Source organism: Yersinia fenwicki (genome assembly GCF_043099325.1).
Taxonomy (GTDB): domain Bacteria; phylum Pseudomonadota; class Gammaproteobacteria; order Enterobacterales; family Enterobacteriaceae; genus Yersinia.
This window is the reverse complement of sequence record NZ_CP170755.1, coordinates 1,320,644-1,337,296: the sequence shown is the minus strand read 5'-3', so window position 1 is coordinate 1,337,296 and position 16,653 is coordinate 1,320,644. Positions and strand designations below refer to the sequence as shown.

Below are 16,653 nucleotides of genomic sequence, written 5' to 3'. Positions count from 1 at the left end.
TTGACTCACGCGCAGCCGTTTTTACTCAATCCTTACATATCCTTGAATTTCACTTAACTCACACCCGTTGGCCTTGGCGTTAAATTATCCCCTGACATTTGGCTTCACTATTTTGTTCATCGTGGTTCAAGGATCGTTGATTGATTATGCAAAAAGTTACAGGTTCGAAACGGCACCTTATGGGGCTGGCTATTGTGCTACTGATCGCCGTTGGCGTACTGTTCTTTAGACTGATTTCACCGCCGGACAAGCTAGGATTTATCACCGCTCCAGCAGAGATCCGCACTCTGGAACAAACGGTACTGGCAGATGGCACTATCAAGGCACAAAAGCAGGTCACGGTGGGCGCTCAGGTTTCAGGGCAAATCAAAGCCCTCCATGTCACCCTAGGGCAACAGGTTGAAAAAGGCCAGTTAGTGGCTGAAATTGATGATCTTACTCAGCAAAATGCGTTGAAAGACGCAGAAGAAGCACTAAAAAATGTGTTAGCCCAGCGCGCGGCCAAAGAGGCAACTCAGAAAAATAACCAATTAACCTATCAACGCCAGCAACAAATCCTCGCCAAAGGGCTTGGTGTACGGGCCGATTTTGATAGCGCTACAGCCACATTAGAAAGCACGCAAGCTGAAATTAAAGCCTTGGATGCCCAAATTGCTCAGGCTGAAATCGCCGTCAGCACTGCCAAACTCAACCTCGGTTATACCAAAATCACTTCGCCGATCAACGGTACAGTTGTCGCTATCCCGGTTGAAGAGGGGCAAACCGTCAATGCAGTGCAAAGTGCGCCAACAATTATAAAAGTGGCACAACTCGATACCATGACCGTCGAAGCCCAGATTTCCGAAGCTGATGTAGTGAAAGTCAAAGCTGGCATGCCGGTTTACTTTACTATTTTGGGCGAACCGGAAGAGCGCTTCAGCGCCACACTACGAGCTATTGAACCCGCGCCCGACTCGATTAACGATGAAACCACCACTACATCATCCAGCTCAAGCAGTAGCTCCAGTTCCACCACAACCGCTATTTACTATAACGGTTTATTTGATGTCGCTAATCCAAACGGGGCTTTACGTATTTCAATGACTGCACAGGTGTATATCGTATTGCGTAAAGCTGAGGATGCCGTCGTGATCCCAGCGACTGCATTGGAGAATAACAATGGGCGCTATCGGGTCCAGGTTGTTGATGACAATGGAAAAGTCAGTACGCACGCGGTCACTGTTGGACTCAATAATAATGTCGATGCCCAGATACTTTCCGGTTTGCAAGCCGGGGAGCAAGTGATTGTGAGTCAGGCGAGTACTGTTACCTCCAACAATAAGGCCCAACGTATGGGGCCACCGATGGGGATGTAACGGATGCTCAATCTCAATCAAAGTAAGATTTTGCTTCAGCTCGATAATGTCAGCCGCTGGTTTATCAGCGCTGAAGAACGTGTTCAGGTACTGAAGAATATTAATATCACCATTCACAGCGGCGAAATGGTAGCGATTGTCGGCGCATCAGGTTCCGGTAAATCAACACTGATGAATATTCTCGGCTGCCTGGATAAACCCAGTTCGGGTGAGTATCTGGTAGCGGGTCGCATCCCTCAACATTTGGACCGCAATGAATTAGCAGAATTACGCCGCGAACATTTTGGTTTTATCTTTCAGCGCTACCATTTACTGAATGATTTAACCGCGCAAGAAAATGTCGAGATTCCAGCTGTTTATGCCGGAGTTAATCGTGAAGAACGTCGCTTGCGGGCTGCCAACCTGCTCTCTCGTCTGGGGTTGATTGACCGCTTGGATTATCGTCCAAACCAACTTTCCGGTGGACAACAACAACGGGTCAGCATTGCCAGAGCACTGATGAATGGCGGAGAAGTTATTCTGGCCGATGAGCCCACGGGCGCACTGGATACCCACAGCGGTACAGAAGTATTGAATATACTGAAGGACTTACATCAGCAAGGCCATACCGTGGTGATTGTCACCCATGACATGTCGATTGCGGAACATGCTCAGCGGATTATCGAGCTCAGGGACGGCGAGGTGATTGCGGACAAACAAATGCGGCAACCAGAGTTACCCGCGAAAATAAGCACGATAAAAACGCCCGACATTGTCCATAAGCCACCACTAACCTCATGGAAAGCGCAGCGTGACCGCCTACAAGAGGCGTTCAAAATGGCCCTGCTGGCAATGTCAGCACAGCGCTTGCGCACCCTATTGACCATGCTGGGGATTATTATCGGTATTGCTTCGGTAGTCTCGGTGGTAGCATTAGGTAAAGGATCGCAACAGCAGGTTCTGGCAAATATTAATTCGATGGGTACCAGTACGTTAGAGATCTTCCCCGGTAAAGATTTCGGTGACATGCGCTCGGCGGCGATCCACACCCTGCGGGCCACAGACGCTGATGCTTTAGCACAACAAGGTTATATTCACAGCGTGACACCAACCATATCTACCAGCACCACCCTGCGCTATGGCAATAAGTCCGTCAGTGGCACGGTAAATGGTGTCGGCGAGCAATATTTTTTGGTACGCGGCTATACCCTCGCTCAAGGAATGGCATTTAATCGCACCAGCGTAGATCACTTGATGCAAGAAGCTGTTATTGATGAAAATACTCGCGATAAGCTATTTCCAAATGGGGAAAACCCGTTAGGCAAAGTGATCTTGCTCGGGTCCCTGCCCTGCCGAGTCATCGGTGTCGCGGCTAAGAAGCAGAGTGGCTTCGGCAGTGACGAAAATCTCAACATATGGATCCCCTATACCACTGCGATGAAACGTATGCTGGGGCAATCCTATCTGAAAAGCATCACGGTGCGGATGAATGATGATATTGATCTGGCGAACGCCGAACAGGGAGTAACCAAATTGCTGACACAACGTCATGGTACGCAGGATTTTTTCGTGATGAACACCGATAGCATCCGCCAAACCATTGAGAAAACCACCTCAACTATGACATTACTGGTATCGATGATAGCGGTTATTTCATTAGTTGTCGGTGGAATTGGGGTGATGAATATCATGTTAGTTTCAGTCACCGAGCGCACCAAAGAGATTGGTGTGAGAATGGCTGTTGGCGCACGAGCCAGCGATATTATGCAGCAGTTTTTGATTGAAGCGGTGCTGGTATGCTTACTGGGGGGCTGCCTCGGCGTGGTACTATCACTGGCTATCGGCCTATTGTTCAGCCAATTTAGCAGCAGTTTTTCGATGGTTTACTCCGCGACATCAATTATCGCCGCGTTTATCTGCTCCAGTTTAATTGGCGTGATTTTTGGTTTCTTCCCCGCCAAAAGAGCGGCGCAGATGGACCCTATCAGAGCATTGGAGCGAGAATAGGGTTTATATTTTACGCAACCGGCAAAGGGTGTTTTCATACACACCCTTTAATCAAAAACGCCGGTCGATAAATAGCGATCGCCACGATCGCAAATAATCGCCACAATCACCGCGCCCGGATTTTCGGCCGCCACTCTTAATGCTCCAGCTACCGCGCCACCTGAGCTAACACCACAGAAAATCCCCTCTTCTGTTGCCAACCGGCGCATGGTCTGTTCGGCTGAAATCTGCGAGATATCCAACACCTGATCCACCAGTTCGGGGCGGAAAATTCCCGGCATATAGGCCGCAGGCCAGCGGCGGATCCCCGGAATACTACTGCCTTCAGCCGGTTGCAGACCAATAATCGTCACATCCGGATTTTGGCTTTTCAGATATTCGCTAACACCGGTAATGGTGCCGGTAGTGCCCATGCTGGAAACAAAATGGCTCACTTTACCCGCGGTTTGCTGCCAGATTTCCGGCCCGGTACCGGTAAAATGGGCATACGGATTGTCAGTATTATTAAACTGATCCAGCACCTTGCCCTGCCCTTCGGCTTGCATTGCCAAAGCGCTATCCCGCGCGCCCTCCATGCCCTGCTCACGGCTGACCAAAATCAGCTCGGCTCCATAGGCACGCATGGCGGCCTGACGCTCCTGGCTCATGTTTTCCGGCATCAGTAATTTCAGCGGATACCCCTTCATGGCGGCAATCATCGCCAGCGCAATGCCGGTATTACCGCTGGTTGCCTCGATAAGCACATCACCCGGTGCAATGTCCCCACGCAATTCTGCCTGTTGGATCATCGCCAGTGCGGCACGGTCTTTCACCGAACCGGCAGGGTTATTGCCTTCCAATTTGACCCAAATTTCCGCCTTCAGCCCTTTACTTAAACGCTGGAGTTTGACCAAAGGGGTATTGCCGATGCAGTGTTCGAGGGTTGTCACTGTAAATACCTTTTTTTACTAATAAGAAAAAGGTGGCTACCAGGCCACCTTTTAGACTGCTGAAAAAGTCAAATGAAGGGGAATCGTGCCGTTGGGGTCGTAACGGCGTGAGCCGTCGGAGTGCCCCTAGGCGCGGTAAACCCTTCACTCACTGTGTTATCAGCAGCTTTGTCATTAATCAAAAGGTGGTTATTGCGCCACCTTTGTTCGCCATATACAGAAAAACTTATCAGGCGCTTTGGGCTAAAGCAATGGGTTGTAGTAATTGATCGCCAGAATATAAGCGAGCATTTAATCCACCAACATAATAACGAGTGCCGCGTACCGGAGTGTCAATGTTACCTTCCGGCAAGACCACACTAATGGGATCCTGATGCCAACCAATAGGTTGTACCGTTAATTGCCAGAAATGGCCGCGAGGACTGACTTCAAGCACCTGAACTGGCAGCGGGCAGCGCGAGCTTGATTGAGTACTGACTTCCATCTCCCAAGGGCGCAGGAAGAGATCCACGCTACCTTGGTGCATCGGCGTCAAATCAAGCGGCCAATGATGGGCACCGATAAACAACTGTGACCCCCGAATTTCGCCACTTAAGCGGTTAACTTCACCGAGGAACTCTAATACAAACCGAGTTGCTGGGTCGCGCCACACTTCATCCGGCGTCCCGACCTGCTCAATATTTCCCTGGCTCATTACCACCACGCGATCAGCCACTTCCATGGCTTCTTCCTGATCGTGCGTTACAAAGACGCTGGTGAATTTCAATTCTTCGTGTAACTGACGTAACCAACGGCGCAGCTCTTTACGCACTTGCGCGTCCAGTGCACCAAACGGCTCATCCAATAATAGAATTTGCGGCTCTACCGCCAGCGCCCGCGCCAAAGCAACACGTTGTTTCTGCCCGCCGGAAAGCTGCGATGGATAGCGGTTAGCCAGATGTCCTAATTGCACCATTTCCAGCAACTGCGCAACTTTCTGCTTGATAGCCGCAGTATTTGGTCGCTCACGGCGCGGCAATACCGTTAAACCGAAAGCGATGTTATCGAATACCGTCATATGGCGGAACAGCGCGTAATGCTGGAACACAAATCCGACACGGCGGTCACGGGCATGTAAGCGGCTAACATCGGTGCCGTGGAAGCTTAAACGCCCAGCGTTTTGGTTCTCCAATCCGGCAATAATACGCAATAAGGTAGTTTTTCCGGAACCAGAAGGGCCAAGCAAAGCCACCATTTGGCCGGAAGGAATATCAAGTGTGATGTCATTCAGTACCTTGGTACGACCAAAATACTTACTGATATTATCAATCTCAATGCTCATGCTTTTGCTCCTGTTCGAGACGAACAACCTGACGCGCTAAGCGCCATTGCAGGCCGCTTTTCAGAAAAAGGGTCACTATTGCCATCAGGGTCAGTAGCGCAGCGGCAGTAAATGCCCCAGCGGTATTGTAATCCTGATGCAATAACTCAACTTGCAGCGGCAAGGTATAGGTCTCGCCACGAATAGAACCGGATACCACTGAAACCGCACCGAACTCGCCAATGGCACGGGCGTTGGTCAACACCACGCCATACAGCAATGCCCAGCGGATATTGGGAAGTGTCACGCGGCGAAACATCTGCCAGCCTGAGGCGCCTAACAGCACCGCAGCCTCATCTTCCTGACTGCCCTGACTCATCATCACCGGTACCAATTCACGTACCACAAATGGGCAGGTGACAAAGATAGTTACCAGTACCATGCCCGGCCAGGAGAACATCAATTGGATATCGTGAGAATCCAGCCAACCACCCACCACACCATTTGAGCCGTAAAACAGCAGATACATCAGACCGGCAACCACCGGTGAAACGGCAAACGGAATATCAATTAACGTCATCAAAAGCTGCCGACCAGGGAAGACAAAGCGCGTCACCAGCCAGGCCAATACCACACCAAAGACCAAATTGACTGGCACGGTAATCAGCGCTACCAGCACCGTCAACCAAATAGCATGCAGCATGTCCGGGTCGAGTAAGTTCTGCCCTACCACCTCAATCCCTTTCGAGAATGCAGTGATAAAGATCCACACCATCGGGATCACCAACAGTAAAAATGAGAACAACGCGCCGATGGCGATCAATGTCCATTTGCCCCAATTGATCGGCGGGCGGACCACACCATGAAACTCGGAGATATCAGCCATCAGTGCCCACCTATCCGCCGACCAAAGCGACTTTGTAACGTGTTAATACCGAACAACAACACCAATGAAACCGCCAAAATAACGGAGGCAATGGCGCTGGCGGCCGGGTAATCAAATTCTTGCAAGCGGATGAAAATCATCAGCGAAGTAACTTCAGTCTTCCAGGCAATATTGCCAGCGATAAAGATAACCGCACCGAATTCGCCCAAACTGCGAGTAAAGGATAATGCTGTCCCTGCCAACAATGCCGGTGCCAGTTCTGGCATCACCACCAGTCGGAAACTCTGCCAACGGCTGGCACCCAAGGTCTCAGCCGCTTCTTCATATTCCGGCCCTAACTCTTCCAATACTGGCTGCACGGTGCGTACCACAAACGGCAAGCTGGTAAAGGCCATAGCGACCGCGATCCCTAACCAGGTAAAGGAGACTTTGATACCGAAAACATCGTTTAACCAGGCTCCGTACCATCCGGTGGTGGAGAACAAGGTTGCCAGTGTCAACCCCGCCACCGCAGTGGGTAAGGCGAAGGGTAAATCCATCAAACCATCCAGCAAACTGCGGCCGGGGAATTGATAGCGCGTCAGGATCCACGCCATCAACATGCCAAATACCGCATTGAATACACTGGCAACACCAGCGGCCAATAACGTGACTTTATAAGCGGCAACCACCTGCGGGTTAGTGATGACTTCCCAGTACTGAGCCCAGCTCATCTGGGCAACTTGCATCACTAACGCACTGAGCGGCAATAACAAGATCAGACAGGTGTAAAGCAGGCTGCTCCCAAGACTGAGGGTGAATCCGGGCAGAACCCGTTTACTGGATGCCGACAACATTACTGATGACCTTCTGCTAACAATTTATCCAGCACACCGCCAGTGGCGAAGTGGATGCTCATAACTTGTGGCCAGCTACCAAATTGCTCTTCAACCCGGAATAATTTGGTGTCAGGGAATTGGGATTTAGCCGCCTCCATGGCCGCTTTATCATAAACACGGTAGTTAAAGCTGGTGATCACCTGCTGTGCCGGTGGGCTGTAGAGGTAATTGAGATAAGCCTTGGCCGCTTTTTCAGTGCTATTTTTCTCAACATTTTTATCTACCCAGGCCACAGGGAACTCCGCCAGAATATCGACCGGCGGGACAATCACTTCATATTTATCGCTGCCATACTCTTTGCGGATATTGTTAACTTCAGATTCGAAACTGATCAGCACATCACCCAAGCCGCGCTCGACAAAAGTGGTAGTGGCACCACGTCCGCCGGTGTCAAAAACCACCACGTTTTTCAGGAAGCGCTTCATCCAATCACGGGTTTTGGCCTCATCTTTGCCATTAGCTTGTTCGGTGGCTCCCCAAGCGGCCAGATAGGTATAACGGCCATTACCAGAGGTTTTTGGATTCGGGAATACCAGTTTGACGTCTTCACGCACCAAATCATCCCAGCTATGGATATTCTTTGGATTGTCCTTACGCACCAGGAAAGCCATCGTGGAGTAGAACGGCGAGCTGTTGTTGGGTAACCGAGCTTGCCAATCAGCCGGAATAAGGTTGCCGCGGTCATGCAAGATTTGGACATCGGTGACTTGGTTATAGGTCACTACATCCGCTTTCAGCCCTTGCAAGATAGCCAATGCCTGTTTGGAAGAACCGGCATGAGATTGTTTGATAGTGAGCTTGTCACCGGGATGTTGCTGTTCCCACTGTTTCTCAAAGCCCGGATTTAATGCGGTAAATAACTCGCGGGAGACATCATAAGAGCTATTGAGCAGTTCAGTCGCAGAAGCCGTTGCACTGCCGAAGATTAACGCGCTAAATAAGGCAACACGGGTCCATCCATTTTTCTGTATTGAAATCTGTTTCATTTTGCACCTTATTCACTGGGTTCATTCGGCAACAAACTTATTGATTGAGAACGTTGCGCCGCTAAATTATGTTCAGTGTATTTATAACTAGGTGCATACCTATAACGCTTTTATATACCGTTTAGTGATGTGCAAGTATCAAATGCTCTAAGCCAGTCACCGCGCAGGTCGCCAGCCGTCGATTTCACTTATGTCTGGTCAATAAAAAGCCCGGCTAAACTGCACCGGGCCATAAAAATGCGTTCTTAGGTAGAAATATTATTTCTGCGTCACAACACTGGCACCCACTGGCCCGATAGCGCCACTGAATGGTTTGCCGTCAATCGCATCCACCATACGCAAACCGGATGGCCGCACCCAGCGCTGTACACGGGACGGCATATCAAAACCAATCAGCAGAATAACCACAAATGTCAGGCTGAATGAGAGTGAACCCAATGCCGTACCGAGGCTGAGGTGTTGAGCAATTGACGCCCCTAGAATCGGTGCCAGTGCCCCACCCAGAGCACCGACGTTATAGGTAAAGCCCAACCCTGCCGCACGTTGTTCAGTATCAAAGTAACCGCCCAGCAGTTTTGGTAACAACCCGGCAATCCCCTGGCCCAACATTTGTTGCAGGAATAATAATCCGCCAAGGAATAGGATGCTGCTGCCCTGAATAGCAAACAGTGGGATTATCAGTAACTGTGAAATCAGCAAACTGGTTACATAGGCTTTACGCGTCCCAAGCCAATCACCCAAAAACCCCCCAACACAGCAGCCCACTGCAGCACCGAACCCACTGAAGAACAACACATTGCCCACAGTATGCGGGTCATAGCCCAAATCCATTTTCAGGTAGGTGGGCAATAATGCCTGAATCGGCCACGAGTAGAGGAAAGCACAGAACACCACCACCATCAGCATCACACCGGTCGGCCAGCGGTCGCCACTGGTTTGCACCATAAAGTAGATGAAGACGGCGGCGCACAAAATACCGAGCACCACCACCACAGGGGTGGATACCATGCCGGTGAAGCAAGCATAGAGTGCGGCGGCGGCAAAGAGAGTTAACGCAATATTCAGGTAGCTCAAGTTGCTGCGATACAGAATATCCACCATGTTACCGTCTTTAATCTGCTTAGATTGCTGTTGTTTACTTTGTGCTTTTTCCCAATCTTCAGCTTCAGGCAGATTTTTACGTAACCACAAAGCAAAGATAATCGGCAGCAAGCCAATGTAGAAAAGCATACGCCAGCCAAATGCCGGAACCACATAACTGTACGCCTGAGCGGCTAAGACCGCGCCAATGGAGAAACCAGAAATCAGGAAACCACTGGCTTTGTTACGCATATTCTTAGGCCAGCTCTCCATCACGTAGGTAGAACTGGAGCCATACTCCCCCGCCATCCCGATACCGATAATCAGTCGGGCAATAAACAGCGTGGTGTAACCCGGCGCTAAACCACAAGCCAGCGTACCGAAAGAGAACAGTACGATGCTGGTGATCATGGCTAATTTACGGCCATAACGGTCACCCATTGCACCCAGTACCAAACCCCCGAACCAACGTGAAATAAACGCGGCTGAAATCAGACTGGTCGCCTGAATCAGCGTAAGACCAAATTCCTGTTTAATATCAGTCAGAACCAGAGTAATAAGAACAAAATCAAAGCCATCCAGGGCATAACCGATCCAGGCAGCAATAAATGCCTTCCATTGCGCAGGGGTAAGCTGCTTATACCAGCGTAATGGTTTGTCTCCACGAGATTGTACTGAAGTGCTCATAGCGTCGCTCTCTCCACCACCAGCCAAGCTCACTGGCAGAAACTGTTTTCCTCGTGGCAGGTAAACCATAGCAACTGATTGTTTAGCATAACTTAATCTGTCACTACCTGACGGTTTTCGCCACATTTATATTTATGTGGTTTCACTCCAAATAAAAACAAACAAAGGAGTAAAACTCCATTTGAGTTTATAAGATTAGCCCGCTATTTCAATCACAATGTGTTTAAAACGTGACAAAGATGGCGAAATGCTGAGGTAACTGAGATAAGCAACAGGATGCGGGGTATTTACCACCGCTGGCGGAAGATCCCCGCAGCGGCGGCTAGACATGGCAGCAGAAATAGATTACCGGTCATCCATTTTGGCTAACAGCTTGGGTTGTTTTACGTTTAATGCTTTCTGCCTGAGCCGGATCAGCTTTGACTAGCAAGGCGTAAATCAGGTCTAGCACGAATAATTGGGCAATTTTGGTACCAATGGAGTCACCTTGCAGCTGCCCCTGACGATTGCCGTTAATCAGCACATAATCCGCCAGCTCTGTAATGGCAGAGCCCATATTGTGCGTCAGCGCCACAGTAGTAGCCCCGGCCTGCTTTGCCAGCTTTAATGCATGTACCGTTTCAGCTGAGGTCCCCGAATGACTGATACCAATTGCTACATCACCGGGGTGCATCAAAGAAGCCTGCATATACATAAAATGATTATTTGTGGCCGCATCAACCCGCAATCCGATACGCATCAATTTACCTTTGGCATCTTCCGCGGTGATACCGGATGAGCCGACACCAAAAATGCAGATACGATCAGCTGGGCGCAATAGCTTAACCACCTGCTCGACACTCTCGATAGACAACAGATTCAAGGTTTCAGACAATACGTTATTAATTGCCGATTGCAATTTATTGCCAATCGCCAATGCATCATCGCCGTCTTGCACATCTGCATCTAACAGACTGTTTTCACTGTGATGGCGGGTTGCCATCTCAATGGCCAAATCCATTTTGAAATCTTGGAATCCTTTATAACCCAGAGTGCGACAAAAACGGATAATCGTGGCTTCACCGGCTTGTGTCAGCGCAGAAAGGTCAGCAATGGAAAGCTGAGTCACTTTAGCGGGTTCTGCCAGAATATAGGCAGCAATACGCTGCGCTGAGCGAGTCAGGCTATTTTGCATCGCACCTAAGGCATCAAGAATTTTACCTGGCTTAAAACGGGGGGCACCAGTTTTCACGCGGACACCTCAAGGGAAAGAGAATTGACGGACAGGAGACGGTTCTGCGGCGCATCATGACATAATTGGCCCATTTCGTGAAGAAAAATGGCGGTATTGTGCGGGGTGAGATCAATAAAAAACCCCGGGGGGCCGGGGAAGATGTCAAAGATAACGTGCTTTCTTATTATTTAAAAATCATAGGGATAATCAGTTATGTAATAAACTATGATGAACTTTCACCACCGCTTTTTTGATAGTACCAGAACCGGCGATTTGGCAACCTGGCTTATGCGGTTCACCCGGAAAAAATACTGCAAACATCCCCGGAAACATACGTAATTGGCTTTTATCTGGAATGTCAGCAATAAGCTGGTAGTCATCGTCAGCATGATAAGGTTCGAGATGCTCGGTGGGTTTCAATGCCGAGAATTCAATCCCTTCAACGCCACTGATAAGTAGTTGAACATCGGCATAAGTTTGGTGCATTTCAGCTTTCTTATTTTCAGCAGGTTGGGTGTCAAACTCCATCACGTTCATGAAAATAAGCTCGCCATCTATTTCATGACGCCCGCAATTCAATTCAGCCAACGGCGTCTTAGCCAAATAGGCTAAAACCCATTGCAGACGTTCTGGTAATCCGTTGAAAAAAGCTGTTTGTGTTAATAATCCGCTGATCATATTGACCTCAATATTTTTGTTCTGATGTTATGGCTTCAGTGATGATCTCGCCCACAATGCTGCCCCCAGCAACCCGCTATCCTGTCGGTGATAAGCCGCTTGTAGTGGCACACGATAGACTTGTGGCAAGGTTTTTTGTGCGCCAATGACCCGCTCTAAATACCCTGGTGCCAACCCGACACTGCCGCCCAGAATCACCACTTCCAGATCCAGCGCCATTTTCATGTCTGCCAGCATCTGGGCAATGGCGGTCGCGGAGCGGTTAATAATATTTTCCGCATGAACATTACCAAGTTGTGCCAATTCAAATACTTTGGCGGCAGTCACCGGTTGTTTCCAACCCAACGTTTCCGCACCGATTGCCGTACCGGAAGCCACACTCTCGACACACCCCTTACGGCCACAGCCACACAATAAGCCATGAGGATCGGCTAGCGTATGGCCTATATGTCCAGCCAGTCCGTGGTTACCGACCTGCAGTTTTTTATTCAACACGATGCCGCCGCCCACTCCCGTGGAAACCGTCACAAACATCATATTGTTTATCGAAATCAGCTTGTCCTCCTCAGGGCTTAATGCCTGATATTCAGCCCAGGCGGCCGCCTGCCCATCATTAAGCAGCACACAAGGTAAATCAGCGATCGATTGGATGCATTCTTGTAACGGAAAATCCGCTAAGCCCCCCAAATTAGCGGGATTCAGCGCGGTCAGGCGGCCACCACTGATAATGCCGGTTGAGGCAACAGCAATAAAATCAACCAGATGTCGATAAGGTGTAATCAGCGTTTCCAGCGCTAGTGCCAGTTGTGCAGCCCCGCCACGTGGCGTTGCCACCTGCTGACGGCCAACCAACATGCCGCTTTCAGTCACCACCGCCGCCGCAATTTTTGTTCCACCGATATCCAGTGCCAACACTTGTCCCATCTGGCGCAACCCTCTTGTACCTGTAATGATGTTAATAGAATGACTATGACAATTTTTCGGCCATAACTCCATTGTTATTTAAAAAATGGAGTATAACTCCTAAGTAAACGCTTTTGACCCGACCTATAAAAGGTTGACCATTGCGCCCTGCAAATAAAAGATCTAACATGACGGAGCTAAACTTCATTTAAAATATTCAATCGGAGCTAAAGACCGTGAGCAATCTGAACCTAAGCAAAATAAGTCGTCTCCGCCACCAGCTCCAGAATGGCCTTATCGCCTCGTGCCAACCCGTACCTGGCAGTGCTATGGATACGCCAGAAATTGTCGCGGCAATGGCATTGGCGTCACTGGCAGGTGGGGCGGTTGGCCTGCGTGTTGAGGGCATTAGGAATATTAAAGCGGTGCGCCGGGTTACCGATGCCCCAATCATCGGCATTATTAAACGTGATTTGCCTGACTCAGAAGTCAGGATCACACCGTGGTTGGAAGATGTTGATGCGTTAAGCGTCGCCGGAGCCGATATTATCGCTTTTGATGTCACCTGCCGCCCACGACCGGTTTCAGTGGAGGATTTATTCCAGCGAGTGCAGGCAACTGGCCGCCTGGCGATGGCGGATGCCTCTAATATTGAAGATGGTCTGTTAGCATACCGCCTAGGTATCGACTTTATCGGTACCACATTATCCGGCTATACCCAAACTCCCGTCCCTACTGAACCAGACTTACAACTGGTAAAACAGTTATCTCAAGCGGGCTGTAGTGTGATAGCGGAAGGCCGTTATAACTCATCCGCTTTAGCCGCAGCGGCAATATCAGCCGGTGCTTATGCCGTAACCGTTGGCTCTGCTATTACGCGTATAGAACATATTTGCAGTTGGTTTTGTGAATCGATTCAACAGCATGCGCTACAAGAACACGAAGCAGCAAAACTAACGAGTCACTGATGGCACAACAAGATGTCGCTGGTACTCAAAACTATTTTGGCTAACCACGCCCCACTCTCTCTGATTTATTAAGGATGCGTATGAAAAAGTTAACCGGCCTGATCGCAGCTCCGCACACTCCCTTTGATGAGCAGGGTGAAGTCAATTATCCCGTCATCGACCAAATTGCCGAGCATCTGGTGAATGATGGTGTGAAAGGGGTTTATGTGTGTGGCACCACGGGGGAAGGTATTCACTGCTCGGTAGAAGAGCGCAAAAAAATTGCTGAGCGCTGGGTAAAAGCAGCACAGGGTAAACTAAGCATTACCTTACACACTGGCGCACTCAGCATTAAAGATGCTGTTGACCTTTCGCGTCATGCCGAAACACTGGATATATTCGCAACCTCAGCCATCGGCCCATGCTTCTTTAAACCAGGTAATATTGACGACCTGATTGCCTATTGCCAGGCCATCGCGGCAGCCGCACCATCAAAAGGTTTCTATTACTATCATTCTGGAATGTCCGGTGTGAATTTGGATATGGAACAATTCCTCATCAAAGCTGAATCAAAAATCCCAAATCTGTCAGGGATTAAATTCAACAATGCGGATTTGTATGAATTCCAACGCTGTCTGCGCGTCAGCGGTGGCAAATTTGATATTCCATTCGGGGTAGATGAACATTTACCGGGTGGCCTAGCTGTGGGTGCTATTGGCGCAGTCGGTAGTACTTATAATTACGCGGCGCCGCTATTCCATAAAATCATTTTTGATTTCAATGCTGGTAATCAAGTTGCCGTACAACGCGGTATGGATCAGGTTATTGCCCTTATTCGCGTCTTGGTCGAATTTGGTGGTGTTGCTGCCGGTAAAGCTGCAATGCAATTACACGGTATTGATGCGGGTAATCCGCGCTTACCATTACGTGCACTGACCAAAGAACAGAAACAAACCGTGGTGAATAGAATGCGAGATGCAATCGCGATTTAATTGCAATAAATAACTCACAGCAAAAAAGATAAAGGCCGGGAAACCGGCCTTTCATCATTCAGAGGAGCTGCACTTATAAAGACAATAGTTTAGTCAGAGAGGGTGCAAAGTAATAACTGCCGGTTACTGGCTTACTAAAACCTAATAACAGATCGTGCTTACCGTCTATTGAACCAAACATGCTCAATAATTGCTGTTCGATATTGTGCAACCGCGCACAATAGGCAATGAAATACAAACCATGTTTGCCACTGGCAGTACCGTAAGGCAAGCTTTGGCGCAAGATTTTTAGCCCTTGACCATTCTCTTTAAGATCAACCCGGCTGACGTGAGAGGTATCGGGGCGTTGATCTGAAGGCAATTCCTCACTGCCATGTTTGGTACGTCCTACAATTTGTTCTTGTTTGTGTTCTGGAATACGCTGCCATTTTTTCAGATCATGTTCATAGCGCTGAACTAAGACATAACTGCCGCCCGCATCTTCTTCGCCATCAGCAATAACAGCCACCTCAGGTCGACTTTCACCTTGTGGATTCTCAGTACCATCAATAAATCCAGTGAAATCACGCTCTTCAACCCAGCGGAAACCATGAGTCTCTTCTTCAACCGCAATAGCATCACCAAATGCAGCCACAGCAGCTTGCGCCAGAGTGAAGTTGATATCCTGGCGTAATGACTGAATATGAATTAATAAATCACGTTGGGTAGCAGGAGCAATCATCGGCGCTTTGCCCAGTGCGGTAAAAGGCTTTAACTCATTCGCACCCTGACCATTTGACAGGTCATGCCAAATATCTGAACCGAAAGCGATAACTGCGCCTAAATGCTCATTGGGGAATTGCTGTTGTAACTCTTGCAATGACTGACAGAATTTTTTACACCCTTGGCGAATGGCATCAAACTCGCCCTGCACTTTTGCTTCAATAAAAATGGCAAAACGGCAATGCTCCAGCAAAATGCCACTCTGAACTTGAGTCATGTTATTTCCTCACTAACAGCCAATATTAATTATGCCGAATATCATAGCTGAATCGATTAAAATAACCTTGCGTCAGCGCAAAATAAAATTGAGCCAGGGCCGGAGCTTTGAGATGAGAGAATATTATTAAGGCGCAGATATAAGCCGCGCCTTAATAATAAAAAGAGAACAATATTTATTCGCTTTTAGCGCGCCATATAATTTTACTCACTTTCCAGCTTTGTAAAGCATCGTCAGATGGCATTAAGCCCTCCGGACCATGCCAGTCACCATCAAATAAATAACTGACATGCTGACTATCTGGCGCAGCACATTCTATTTGTGCATGATCATCACCAGTACCTTGGCGGCACACACCAAAGGCTTTTTTATACAATTGGCTAAATGGTGTACCGATACTGACACCCCATTGGCTCGGAATATCTTTATCTATAACATCAATACGCTCTACCGTACCTTTTGGTTGGCCGGAGATAACCAACTTAATTTGGTCTTCTTTCATTGCCTGATAGAAAGACACTAACTTGCCACCATTAGTTGCCATACCGCTGCGCAGCCGATAATCACCGTTCAGCCCTTCTTTAATCTCATTTTCGCTCAGCGGTGTACTGGCTGTAATTCCACCAACACCTTTATCGGTAACTTGCATACTGCTACTACCGCCAAACCAATTAAGCGGAGACAAACTTGACCAAGAAAAACCGGACGTGGCTGAACACCCTGCCAGCAACAAAGGGGCTCCCAGTAATAAACAGCGCATCCCAGACAATCGTGGGCGAATACTCATCTAAAACTCCTAAAAAATCCAGTGCATCCCATAAGTTCTCCTGCAAAAAGACTATGCACAGAAGCAA

Annotated in this window: 15 protein-coding genes; 4 read left to right on the top strand and 11 right to left on the bottom strand. The window is 48.8% G+C overall.

From position 1 onward, the window contains the following. The first annotated feature begins 146 nt into the window (after positions 1 to 146). On the top strand, positions 147 to 1,355 hold the full coding sequence (locus ACF3VQ_RS06145) for an efflux RND transporter periplasmic adaptor subunit (RefSeq protein WP_392433827.1): 1,209 nt from the start codon (positions 147 to 149) through the stop codon (positions 1,353 to 1,355). A 3-nt stretch (positions 1,356 to 1,358) separates the two neighbouring features. After that, entirely contained in the window at positions 1,359 to 3,341 is a 1,983-nt protein-coding gene (locus tag ACF3VQ_RS06140) for a MacB family efflux pump subunit (protein ID WP_392433826.1), read from the top strand. Positions 3,342 to 3,388: 47 nt separating this feature from the next. On the opposite strand, the gene cysM is transcribed toward ACF3VQ_RS06140, so the two are convergent. The 9 genes from cysM to ACF3VQ_RS06095 all read right to left on the bottom strand — a co-directional run bounded on the left by cysM (position 3,389) and on the right by ACF3VQ_RS06095 (position 12,902). Next, positions 3,389 to 4,270 (bottom strand): cysteine synthase CysM, encoded by an 882-nt coding sequence (gene cysM / locus ACF3VQ_RS06135; protein WP_392433825.1) that lies wholly within the window; start codon positions 4,268 to 4,270, stop codon positions 3,389 to 3,391. A 229-nt stretch (positions 4,271 to 4,499) separates the two neighbouring features. Beyond that, positions 4,500 to 5,591: a sulfate/thiosulfate ABC transporter ATP-binding protein CysA gene (gene cysA / locus ACF3VQ_RS06130; RefSeq protein ID WP_392433824.1), complete on the bottom strand. Its 1,092-nt coding sequence runs from the start codon at positions 5,589 to 5,591 to the stop codon at positions 4,500 to 4,502. After that, complete coding sequence (gene cysW / locus ACF3VQ_RS06125; RefSeq protein ID WP_392433823.1) at positions 5,581 to 6,456, bottom strand: sulfate/thiosulfate ABC transporter permease CysW; 876 nt, start codon at positions 6,454 to 6,456, stop codon at positions 5,581 to 5,583. The genes cysA and cysW overlap by 11 nt, the downstream gene beginning before the upstream one ends. Then, complete coding sequence (gene cysT / locus ACF3VQ_RS06120; protein ID WP_005164877.1) at positions 6,456 to 7,292, bottom strand: sulfate/thiosulfate ABC transporter permease CysT; 837 nt, start codon at positions 7,290 to 7,292, stop codon at positions 6,456 to 6,458. Before cysT ends, cysW begins: the two co-directional genes overlap by 1 nt. Beyond that, positions 7,292 to 8,320: a sulfate ABC transporter substrate-binding protein gene (locus ACF3VQ_RS06115; protein ID WP_392433822.1), complete on the bottom strand. Its 1,029-nt coding sequence runs from the start codon at positions 8,318 to 8,320 to the stop codon at positions 7,292 to 7,294. The genes cysT and ACF3VQ_RS06115 overlap by 1 nt, the downstream gene beginning before the upstream one ends. A gap of 258 nt (positions 8,321 to 8,578) precedes the next feature. Beyond that, complete coding sequence (locus ACF3VQ_RS06110) at positions 8,579 to 10,087, bottom strand: MFS transporter (RefSeq protein ID WP_392433821.1); 1,509 nt, start codon at positions 10,085 to 10,087, stop codon at positions 8,579 to 8,581. Positions 10,088 to 10,439: 352 nt separating this feature from the next. Beyond that, the gene (locus ACF3VQ_RS06105) at positions 10,440 to 11,318 is read right to left on the bottom strand and encodes a MurR/RpiR family transcriptional regulator (RefSeq protein WP_392433820.1); all 879 of its coding nucleotides are present in this window, start codon (positions 11,316 to 11,318) and stop codon (positions 10,440 to 10,442) included. Between the two features lie 189 nt (positions 11,319 to 11,507). After that, entirely contained in the window at positions 11,508 to 11,978 is a 471-nt protein-coding gene (gene nanQ / locus ACF3VQ_RS06100; RefSeq protein WP_392433819.1) for an N-acetylneuraminate anomerase, read from the bottom strand. A 27-nt stretch (positions 11,979 to 12,005) separates the two neighbouring features. Next, a complete protein-coding gene (locus tag ACF3VQ_RS06095) occupies positions 12,006 to 12,902 on the bottom strand; it encodes an N-acetylmannosamine kinase (protein ID WP_392433818.1) in 897 nt (298 codons plus the stop codon). A gap of 275 nt (positions 12,903 to 13,177) precedes the next feature. On the opposite strand from ACF3VQ_RS06095, the gene ACF3VQ_RS06090 reads away from it, so the two are divergent. Then, positions 13,178 to 13,849: an N-acetylmannosamine-6-phosphate 2-epimerase gene (locus ACF3VQ_RS06090; protein ID WP_392435466.1), complete on the top strand. Its 672-nt coding sequence runs from the start codon at positions 13,178 to 13,180 to the stop codon at positions 13,847 to 13,849. Between the two features lie 80 nt (positions 13,850 to 13,929). Then, on the top strand, positions 13,930 to 14,820 hold the full coding sequence (locus tag ACF3VQ_RS06085) for a dihydrodipicolinate synthase family protein (RefSeq protein ID WP_392433817.1): 891 nt from the start codon (positions 13,930 to 13,932) through the stop codon (positions 14,818 to 14,820). Positions 14,821 to 14,893: 73 nt separating this feature from the next. Here the strand turns inward: ACF3VQ_RS06085 and ACF3VQ_RS06080 are convergent, their stop codons facing one another. Both ACF3VQ_RS06080 and ACF3VQ_RS06075 read right to left on the bottom strand, forming a co-directional pair. Beyond that, entirely contained in the window at positions 14,894 to 15,799 is a 906-nt protein-coding gene (locus ACF3VQ_RS06080) for a Dyp-type peroxidase (protein WP_392433816.1), read from the bottom strand. Positions 15,800 to 15,974: 175 nt separating this feature from the next. Then, positions 15,975 to 16,586: an RpoE-regulated lipoprotein gene (locus ACF3VQ_RS06075; RefSeq protein WP_392433815.1), complete on the bottom strand. Its 612-nt coding sequence runs from the start codon at positions 16,584 to 16,586 to the stop codon at positions 15,975 to 15,977. Positions 16,587 to 16,653 lie beyond the last annotated feature (67 nt).